At 69.5% G+C, this 8,912-nt stretch carries 7 protein-coding genes and 2 pseudogenes; 6 read left to right on the top strand and 3 right to left on the bottom strand.

Annotation, left to right across the window (positions count from 1 at the left end; translation table 11 throughout):
* Positions 1-110 precede the first annotated feature (110 nt).
* From JGS39_RS14640 to JGS39_RS14655, 4 genes are read left to right on the top strand one after another with little or no spacing between them, the layout of a single operon-like run.
* On the top strand, positions 111-1,439 hold the full coding sequence (locus JGS39_RS14640) for an ABC transporter substrate-binding protein (protein WP_219569453.1): 1,329 nt from the start codon (positions 111-113) through the stop codon (positions 1,437-1,439).
* Positions 1,439-2,332 (top strand): carbohydrate ABC transporter permease, encoded by an 894-nt coding sequence (locus tag JGS39_RS14645; protein ID WP_148020266.1) that lies wholly within the window; start codon positions 1,439-1,441, stop codon positions 2,330-2,332. Before JGS39_RS14640 ends, JGS39_RS14645 begins: the two co-directional genes overlap by 1 nt.
* A complete protein-coding gene (locus tag JGS39_RS14650) occupies positions 2,329-3,183 on the top strand; it encodes a carbohydrate ABC transporter permease (RefSeq protein WP_219569454.1) in 855 nt (284 codons plus the stop codon). Before JGS39_RS14645 ends, JGS39_RS14650 begins: the two co-directional genes overlap by 4 nt.
* 36 nt (positions 3,184-3,219) lie before the next feature.
* On the top strand, positions 3,220-4,248 hold the full coding sequence (locus tag JGS39_RS14655; RefSeq protein WP_219569455.1) for a hydroxyacid dehydrogenase: 1,029 nt from the start codon (positions 3,220-3,222) through the stop codon (positions 4,246-4,248).
* Between the two features lie 102 nt (positions 4,249-4,350).
* Here JGS39_RS14655 and groL read toward each other — a convergent pair whose 3' ends face one another.
* Both groL and groES read right to left on the bottom strand, forming a co-directional pair.
* Complete coding sequence (groL, locus tag JGS39_RS14660; RefSeq protein ID WP_148020263.1) at positions 4,351-5,973, bottom strand: chaperonin GroEL; 1,623 nt, start codon at positions 5,971-5,973, stop codon at positions 4,351-4,353.
* Between the two features lie 102 nt (positions 5,974-6,075).
* Positions 6,076-6,384, bottom strand: a complete 309-nt coding sequence (gene groES / locus JGS39_RS14665; protein WP_024490209.1) for a co-chaperone GroES — start codon at positions 6,382-6,384, stop codon at positions 6,076-6,078.
* A 296-nt stretch (positions 6,385-6,680) separates the two neighbouring features.
* On the opposite strand from groES, the gene JGS39_RS14670 reads away from it, so the two are divergent.
* On the top strand, positions 6,681-7,208 hold the full coding sequence (locus JGS39_RS14670) for a DUF6234 family protein (protein ID WP_219569456.1): 528 nt from the start codon (positions 6,681-6,683) through the stop codon (positions 7,206-7,208).
* A 139-nt stretch (positions 7,209-7,347) separates the two neighbouring features.
* Here the strand turns inward: JGS39_RS14670 and JGS39_RS14675 are convergent.
* Positions 7,348-8,342: pseudogene (locus JGS39_RS14675) on the bottom strand (polysaccharide deacetylase family protein).
* A gap of 96 nt (positions 8,343-8,438) precedes the next feature.
* Between JGS39_RS14675 and JGS39_RS14680 the strand changes: the two are divergent.
* Positions 8,439-8,912, top strand: a pseudogene (locus JGS39_RS14680) (methyltransferase domain-containing protein); the annotation flags it as partial.

Genomic DNA, 8,912 nt, shown 5'->3' on the forward strand with positions numbered 1-8,912 from the left:
ACTCTTCTGATCTTTTTTCGATCAATCGATCTTTCGCTCTTGACTTCGGTCACGGCTGGTCCAAGGATCACGGCCAACGCCAATGTCGCCGCCTGTTCAGGAGCCTCGCTGTGAGCCGCAGTTCGAGCAGAACGTCCCTCGCCGTAGTCGGCGCCGCCACCGCCCTCGCCGTTCTCACGGCCTGTGGCGGCAGCGGTGACGACACGTCCGCCGCCGGAAGCGACGGCAAGCCCGTCAGCATCACCTTCTGGGGCTGGACCAAGGGGTCCAAGGAGGTCGTTGACGCGTTCAACGCCTCCCACACGAACGTCAAGGTGGTGTACGAGGAGATCCCGTCCGGCAACGCGGGCGGCTACGCCAAGATCTCCAACGCCGTGAAGGCGGGCAACGCCCCCGACCTCGTCTCCATCGAGTACCCGCAGCTCCCGGAGTACGTCAGCCAGGGCGCGCTCCAGGACATCGGCCAGTACTTCACCGAGGACATCAGGAAGAAGCTGCTGCCCCAGGCGGTGGAGCTGACGACGCTCGGCGGCAAGAACTGGGCCGTCCCCTTCGACGCCTCACCGCAGTCGTTCTACTACCGCAAGGACCTGTTCGCGAAGTACGGCGTCGAGGTCCCCAAGACCTGGGACGACTTCCGAAAGGCCGCCGAGAAGGTCAAGAAGGCCGACAAGAAGGCCCGCATCGGTACCTTCTTCCCCGACGACCCGACCACGTTCCAGGCGATGGCCTGGCAGGCCGGCGCCCAGTGGTACAAGCCCGAAGGTGACACCTGGAAGGTGAACACCACGGACGCCGCCACCGACAAGGTCGCCGACTACTGGCAGGGCCTGCTCGACGACGACCTGATCCGCGCCAACGCCTCCTTCAGCCCCGAGTGGACCAACTCGCTCAAGAACGGCGGCACCGTCGGCTACCTCGGCGCGGCCTGGGGCGCGGGCGTCCTCAAGGGCACCCTGCCCGAGCAGAGCGGCAAGTGGGCCGTCGCCCCGATGCCCAGCTGGGACGGGAAGCCGGCCAGCGGCATGCTCGGCGGCTCCACCTTCGCGGTGACGAAGGACAGCAAGAAGGCCGAGGCGGCGGTCGAGTTCGCCACCTGGATGTCGACCACCCCGGAAGGCATCAAGGCCCGCATCGAGTCCGGCACATCGAGCGCCTTCCCGGCCGCGGCGTCCCTGCGCCCGGTAGCGAAGAAGGCCTTCGACGCGGACTTCTACGGCGGCGAGGACATCTACCGGGTGTTCGAGGACGCCGCGACGTCCATCGGCCCGGACTGGAGCTGGGGCCCGACGACCGGCACCACGAACACCACGATGAAGGACCAGTTCGGCAAGGTCGCCAGCGGCGGCACCACGGTCAAGGAGGCCGTGAAGGCCGGGCACGACGCCACGGTCGCCGAGCTGAAGAAGCGCGGTCTGAAGGTCGAGGACGCAGGCTGATGAAGCGCGCCCGGACGACCAGAGCCGCCGCCATCCTGCTGGGGCCCTTCTTCGTACTGTTCACGCTGGCGATGGTGCTGCCGATCGGCTACGCGGTCTGGCTCAGCCTGTTCACCGAGAAGCAGTCCGGCCTGGGCTTCGGCGGCACCGAGACCGTCTTCAGCGGACTCGACAACTACACGGCGGCCCTGGGCGACCGGGCGTTCCGCGAGGGCTTCGGCGTACTCCTCGGATACTGCCTCTTCTACATCCCGCTGCTCCTCGTCGGAGCCCTCGCCCTCGCGCTGCTGCTGGACTCCACGCTGGCCCGCGCCCGCCGGTTCTTCCAGCTCGCGCTGTTCCTGCCGCACGCCGTGCCCGGCATCATCGCCGCGCTGATCTGGGTGTACCTCTACACCCCGCAGCTCAGCCCGGTGGTCAGCGCCATGGAGTCCGGCGGCATCGGCTTCGACTTCTTCTCCCCCGACGGCGCCCTGCCCTCGGTCGTCAACATCGCGCTGTGGGAGTGGCTCGGCTACAACATGGTGATCTTCTATGCCGCGTTGCAGGCCATCGACCGCTCCGTACTCGAAGCGGCCACGGTCGACGGGGCCGGTGCCTGGCGGATCGCGATCGGGATCAAGGTCCCGCTGATCCGCGCGTCCGTCGTGATGGTCGCGCTGTTCACCGTCATCGGCTCGCTCCAGCTGTTCACCGAGCCGCTGATCCTCAACAAGGGGACCGGCTCCGCCGTCTCCTCCACCTGGACGCCGAACATGTACGCGTACACCGCGGCCTTCGAACGCAACGACTACGGCCTCGCCGCGGCCGCCTCCATCCTGCTGGCGCTCACCGCCGCGCTGCTGTCCTTCGTCGTCACCCGCTTCACCGGCCGGAAGGGCAAGAAAGCATGAGTTCCCCCGCCTCCCGCGGCCGCTGGATGTCGAAGACCGCGGTCAACGGCTTCCTGCTGCTCGCCGTCGTCTACATGCTCTTCCCGCTCGTCTGGCTGGTCACCGCCGCCACCAAGGACACCGGCGGCCTGCTGGCCGGCAACGCGTTCTCCTTCGACGGCTTCAACCTCGGCGAGAACCTGTCGAACCTGGCGTCCTACGGGGACGGCATCTACTTCCGCTGGTACCTCAACAGCCTTCTGTACGCGGGCATCGGGGCCATCGCCTGCTCGCTGATCTGCGTCGCCGCCGGGTACGCCTTCGACAAGTACGCCTTCAAGGGCAAGGACCAGCTGTTCGGCCTGGTGCTGATGGGTGTGCTCGTCCCCACCACCGCGCTGGCTCTGCCGATGTACCTGCTGGCGTCCAAGGTCGGCCTGGTGAACACCTACTGGTCGGTGCTGATACCGGTGCTGGTCAACCCGTTCGGCGTTTATCTGGCCCGGGTGTTCAGCACCGGCTACATACCGGACGAGGCCCTGGAGGCCGCCCGTATCGACGGGGCGGGCGAGCTGCGCATCTTCTGGTCCGTCGGTCTGCCCATGGTCATGCCGGGCTTCGTGACCGTCTTCCTCTTCCAGTTCACCGCGATCTGGAACAACTTCTTCCTCCCCCTCGTGATGCTCTCGGACCGCAAGCTCTTCCCCCTGAGCCTCGGTCTGTACTCGTGGAACACCAACACCCATGGCGAGCCGAGCTTCTACCCCCTCGTCGTCACCGGCTCCCTGCTCGCCGTCATCCCGCTGATCGTCGCCTTCGTCTCCCTGCAGCGGCACTGGAAGGCGGGACTGACCGCCGGAAGCGTCAAGTGACCGTCCACGCGAGCCCCGAGGAGTACGAGTTCCACCATGCCGCACGCCACTGACAACCGGCCCCGGGCGCTGCTCGCGATGGGCCCCGGCATCGCCGGGCGCCTCCTCGCCGAACGCCACCACACCCGGCTGGCCGCCCTGACCCGTACGGACACCCGGCTCGTCGCCCACGACCTGGCCGACCCGTCACCCGAGGTGGCGGCCGCGCTCGCCGAGGCCGAGGTCCTCTTCACCTGCTGGGGCGCGACGCCGCTCACCGGGCCGGTGCTGGCCGCCGCCCCGCGGCTGCGTGCGGTGGTGCACGCGGCCGGGTCCGTCAAGCACCACATCACCGACGCCTGCTGGGAACGGGGCATCGCCGTCACCTCCGCGGCCGGGGCCAACGCGCTCCCGGTCGCCGAGTTCACCGTGGCCGCGATCCTCTTCGCGGGCAAGCAGGTCCTGCGATCGGCACAGCGTTACGGGGAACTGCGCACCGGCCACGACTGGCTCGACGAGCTGGACGGCAGCGGCAACTACCGCCGTACGGTGGGCATCGTCGGCGCTTCCCGCATCGGCCGGCGCGTGATCGAGCTGCTGCGCCCCTTCGATCTGGACGTCCTGCTGTACGACCCGTACGCCGGCGTGGACGAAGCCGCCCGGCTGGGTGTCCGCCTCGCCGCTCTCGACGAGCTGTGCGCGAGCAGTTCGGTGGTCTCGGTGCACGCTCCGCAGCTTCCGGAGACACGGCATCTGATCGGCGCCGCCCAGCTGGCGGCCATGCCGTCGGGCGCGACGCTCATCAACACGGCCCGGGGTTCGCTGGTCGACGAGGACGCGCTGCTGCCCGAGCTGACAAGCGGGCGGCTGCACGCGGTGCTGGACGTGACGGACCCCGATCCGCCCCGGGCGGCCTCGCCGCTCTACGACCTGCCGAACGTGTTGCTCACGCCGCACATCGCCGGATCGCTGGGCAACGAGCTGCACCGGATGGCGGACCAGGCGCTGGACGAACTGGAACGCTTCGCGTCCGGCCGGCCGTTCGCGGACCCGGTCCACGGAGACACGCTCTCCCGGTCGGCGTAGCCCGCCCTTCGGCCCGCTCGGCTCGATGTGACCGGACACGCGAAAGGCCCGGTACCCCTCGCGGGGTACCGGGCCTCACCGCTTGCGCGGGGCAGCTACACGCTAGTGCGAGTGACCGTGGCCGTGACCGGCCTCGGCCTCTTCCTCGGCCGGCTTCTCGACGACCAGGGTCTCGGTCGTGAGCAGCAGCGACGCGATGGACGCGGCGTTCTCCAGCGCGGAGCGGGTGACCTTGACCGGGTCGATGACGCCGGCCTTCACCAGGTCGCCGTACTCGCCGGTCGCGGCGTTGAAGCCCTGGCCCTTGTCGAGCTCGGAGACCTTCGAGGTGATGACGTAGCCCTCGAGGCCCGCGTTCTCGGCGATCCAGCGGAGCGGCTCGACGGCGGCGCGGCGCACGACCGCGACACCGGTGGCCTCGTCGCCGGTCTTGCCGAGGTTGCCCTCGAGGACCTTGACGGCGTGGACCAGAGCGGAGCCACCACCGGAGACGATGCCCTCCTCGACCGCGGCGCGGGTCGCGGAGATGGCGTCCTCCAGACGGTGCTTCTTCTCCTTGAGCTCGACCTCGGTGGCAGCGCCGACGCGGATCACGCAGACACCGCCGGCCAGCTTCGCCAGGCGCTCCTGGAGCTTCTCGCGGTCCCAGTCGGAGTCCGTGGACTCGATCTCGGCCTTGATCTGGTTGACGCGGCCGGCGACCTCGTCGGACTTGCCGCCACCGTCGACGATGGTGGTGTCGTCCTTGGAGACGGTCACGCGGCGGGCGGTGCCCAGCACGTCCAGACCGGCCTGGTCGAGCTTGAGGCCGACCTCCTCGGCGATGACGGTCGCACCGGTGAGGGTGGCGATGTCGCCGAGCATGGCCTTGCGGCGGTCACCGAAGCCCGGGGCCTTCACCGCGACGGCGTTGAAGGTGCCACGGATCTTGTTGACGACCAGGGTCGACAGGGCCTCGCCCTCGACGTCCTCGGCGATGATCAGCAGCGGCTTGGAGGCACCGGCCTGGATGACCTTCTCCAGGAGCGGCAGCAGCTCCTGGATCGAGCCGATCTTGCCCTGGTGGATCAGGATGTACGGGTCGTCGAGGACGGCCTCCATACGCTCCTGGTCGGTCACCATGTAAGGGGACAGGTAGCCCTTGTCGAAGGCCATGCCCTCGGTGAAGTCGAGGTCCAGACCGAAGGTGTTGGACTCCTCGACGGTGATGACACCGTCCTTGCCGACCTTGTCCATCGCGTCCGCGATGAGCTCGCCGACCTGGGTGTCCTGCGCGGAGAGCGCGGCCACGGCGGCGATGTCGGACTTGTCCTCGATCGGGCGGGCGGTCGCGAGGAGCTCCTCGGACACGGCCTTGACCGCGGCGTCGATGCCCTTCTTCAGGGCGGCCGGGGACGCGCCCGCGGCCACGTTGCGCAGGCCCTCGCGGACGAGCGCCTGGGCCAGGACGGTGGCGGTGGTCGTACCGTCACCGGCTACGTCGTTGGTCTTGGTCGCGACCTCCTTCACCAGCTGGGCACCGAGGTTCTCGTACGGGTCATCCAGCTCGACCTCGCGCGCGATGGTGACACCGTCGTTGGTGATGGTGGGCGCACCGAACTTCTTGTCGATGACGACGTTGCGGCCCTTGGGACCGATCGTCACCTTCACCGTGTCGGCAAGCTTGTTGACGCCGCGCTCGAGGGCGCGACGGGCGTCCTCGTCGAACTTCAGGATCTTCGCCATGGAGCTGAACTGTCCTCTCAAAACAAGAACTGCGCCCCTGCCGCCCGGCTAGTTATTTCGCAGGGGGCCAGGGGCGCAGAACAGAAGCAAACGTTGAGTGAATTACTTCTCGATGATCGCGAGCACGTCGCGAGCCGAGAGGACGAGGTACTCCTCGCCGTTGTACTTCACCTCGGTGCCGCCGTACTTGCTGTACAGCACGACATCGCCGGTCTTGACGTCGAGCGGAAGGCGCTCGCCGTTCTCGAAGCGGCCCGGGCCCACGGCCAGGACGACGCCCTCCTGGGGCTTCTCCTTGGCAGTGTCCGGAATGACCAGGCCGGAGGCCGTGGTCTGCTCGGCGTCGAGCGGCTGGACCACAATGCGGTCCTCGAGCGGCTTGATCGCAACCTTGGTGCTGGTCGACACGATCCGGTCTCCCCCTTCGGAGATCTCACGGGGTTATCAGTCTTTTGGGTGGCGACCAGTGGGCCCGTCGTCGCGGGTGCCGGACCTGCCGGTCGCACAGAACTGCTGGCACTCTCCAGTGGGGAGTGCCAGCACTGAGACTATGACCGCGATTAGCACTCGGTCAAGCGGAGTGCCAATTCACGCCCCTCGTGGCGTCCGGAAACCTCCTCCTCGTACGACTGCGTCCGTACAACGTTCCGGTCACCGTAGGGACAAACGCGGGGACCGTCCGCACCGTTCCGTACGACGGTGGCGTCATGTTCATGCGACGCGTCGGACCGGCGAAGGCGCGGCCCGGCCCGCTCGTGACCGGCTGTCTGGACGTGGTGCTCGGCCTGTTGGCCGTCGCCCTGGAGGCGGTGATCTGCGCGGTCGCCCTGTACCTGCGCACGGGCCAGGAACCGGACCGGGCCCGGCCGCCCTCCGAGTGGCCCGCCGAAAGCGGGCCGCCCGGGATGGACTGGTCCGCCACGCTCACGCTCGCCTCGTTCGCCGCGGTGGCCTGCCTGATCGGCGTGGTGCTGCTGCGTCACGGCCTGCCCCTGGCGGGCGTCGTCCAGTTGCTCGCCGCGGGCGCGCTGTGCGTCCTGACGCTCATGGCGTGGCACAGCGACTACCGGCTCGCGCACCCCGCCTCCGCGGCCTTTGCGCCGGACCGGTCCGGCCACCAGCGGACCGGCGGGCGCACCCCGGAGCCCCCGGCCGCCGCGGGGCGGCCGCAGGCGACGACGACCATCGCCCCCGGCGCCCCGTGGTCACCGCGCACCGCCGCCGGCCGCGCCTGATCGTCCGGCGACGGGTTCACGTGCTGTGCCGCCTTCCGGCCCAGCCGCTCGATCGGGTCCACCGACTGCGCGCAGCCCCCGGTGGCGGTCAGGAGCGCACCGGCGGTCAGCAGTCCGGCCAGCAGCCGGCGCGCCCTTCTCATACGTAGTCCTCCAGGCGGGCCACGGCGTAACCCTTGTCCGTGATGACCTTCATGACGTTGCGGATCATGTCGGGCATGCTGCCCTTCCAGTCCTTCTTGCCCCGGAAGTGGGTGAGGATGATGTCGCCGGGATGCAGGTCCTGGTCCTCCTCCCGCCATTCCATGCGGTCGGGGAAGGCCTCCGCCGCCCACAGGGGAACGGCCGTGATGCCGCAGGACTTGGCGATCCGCAGGGTGTCGCCGTTGTAGTTGCCGTACGGCGGCCGGAAGAGCCGGGGGCGCTCGCCGTACTGCTGCTCGATGATGTCCTGCTGATCGCAGATCTCCCGCGTCTGCTCGTCGTGGGAGAGGCCGGGCAGGTAGCGGTGGTTCAGCGTGTGGTTGCCGAGGACGACACCGCGGACCTGGGCCTCCTTGAAGTACGCGTAGTCGTCGCGCACCAGGTAGTCGCTGAGGAAGGCGCTGTACGGGATGTTCAGCTCCGACATCATCTTCAGCAGCTCGGGGTCCTTGTCGTCCCCGTCGTCCATCGTCAGGAAGACGATCTTCTTGTCGGTGGGGACCGTGGTGAAGACCGGCGGCAGAGAGGCGTCACCGCCCTCGACCTCGAAGCCCTTGCGGGTGGTGAGGTGCGGCTTCACGGCGGGCGGCGCCGGTGGCGCCAGCGGGGTGCCCGCCAGGCCCCACTTCTTGGCGGCCACGGCCCGTGCGGCCTGAGCGCGGCGCGCCTTCTCGGCCTGCGCCGCGACGGAACCCGCCGCCCCGGGGCCCGCGCCGCGGCGACGCGTACGGGGTCGGCCGGTGCGCTGCCGCCGGTCTCAGCGGCACAGCCCGAGCCGGCCGCGGCGACCAGCAGTGCGGCCAGGACCGCGTAGCCCGGCCCGCGCCGCAGGTGTCCGCGCCCGCGCCTCGTCCATCCCTGTCCGCACGACTCCGTACCCGGTCTGCGCCTTTTCATGTAAAATTCTTCCTTTTGTCGTACTGGCTGCATGGCGCCGCATCCTGCCAGCCCGGAACGGGGCATCCGGGCCGACACAGCGCCCGCCCCGCACGGTCCCCCGGCTGGCGCGCAGCCGACTGGCCCACAATGGGACGGGTGAACGCTCTCGCCCCGACCGGCCCGCCCGACCCCCTTGCCGACTTCCGCGCCCTGCGCACCCCCGAAGGCACCGAACTGCTGGCCGGGCTGCGCTCGTACGACGCAGCGGGCGGTGGCGAAGTTCGGCGCCGAGGACGCGCACCGGATGTTCTTCACGCCGAACGGGGTCGAGCAGGCGACCCGCACCTCGGTGGCCGGCTACCGCGCACGGCGGTTCACGGACGCGGGGGTACGCGGCGTCGCCGACCTCTGCTGCGGGATCGGCGGCGACGCGATCGCCCTGGCCCGGGCCGGGATCTCCGTCCTCGCCGTGGACCGCGACCCGCTGACCGCCGAGGTGGCCCGGGCCAACGCCGCCGCGCTCGGCCTGGACGCGCTGATCGAGGTGCGGTGCGCCGACGTCACGGAGATCGACACCTCGCCCTACGACGCGGTCTTCGTCGACCCGGCCCGCCGCGGCGG

The organism is Streptomyces poriferorum (assembly GCF_019399235.1).
In the GTDB taxonomy this organism is placed as follows: Bacteria; Actinomycetota; Actinomycetes; order Streptomycetales; family Streptomycetaceae; genus Streptomyces; species Streptomyces poriferorum.

Coding starts and splice junctions, on each gene's coding strand:
- JGS39_RS14645 (WP_148020266.1), top strand. CDS start 1,439: ATGAAGCGCGCCCGGACGACCAGAGCCGCCGCCATCCTGCTGGGGCCC.
- JGS39_RS14650 (WP_219569454.1), top strand. CDS start 2,329: ATGAGTTCCCCCGCCTCCCGCGGCCGCTGGATGTCGAAGACCGCGGTC.
- JGS39_RS14655 (WP_219569455.1), top strand. CDS start 3,220: ATGCCGCACGCCACTGACAACCGGCCCCGGGCGCTGCTCGCGATGGGC.
- groL (WP_148020263.1), bottom strand. CDS start 5,973: ATGGCGAAGATCCTGAAGTTCGACGAGGACGCCCGTCGCGCCCTCGAG.
- JGS39_RS14670 (WP_219569456.1), top strand. CDS start 6,681: ATGTTCATGCGACGCGTCGGACCGGCGAAGGCGCGGCCCGGCCCGCTC.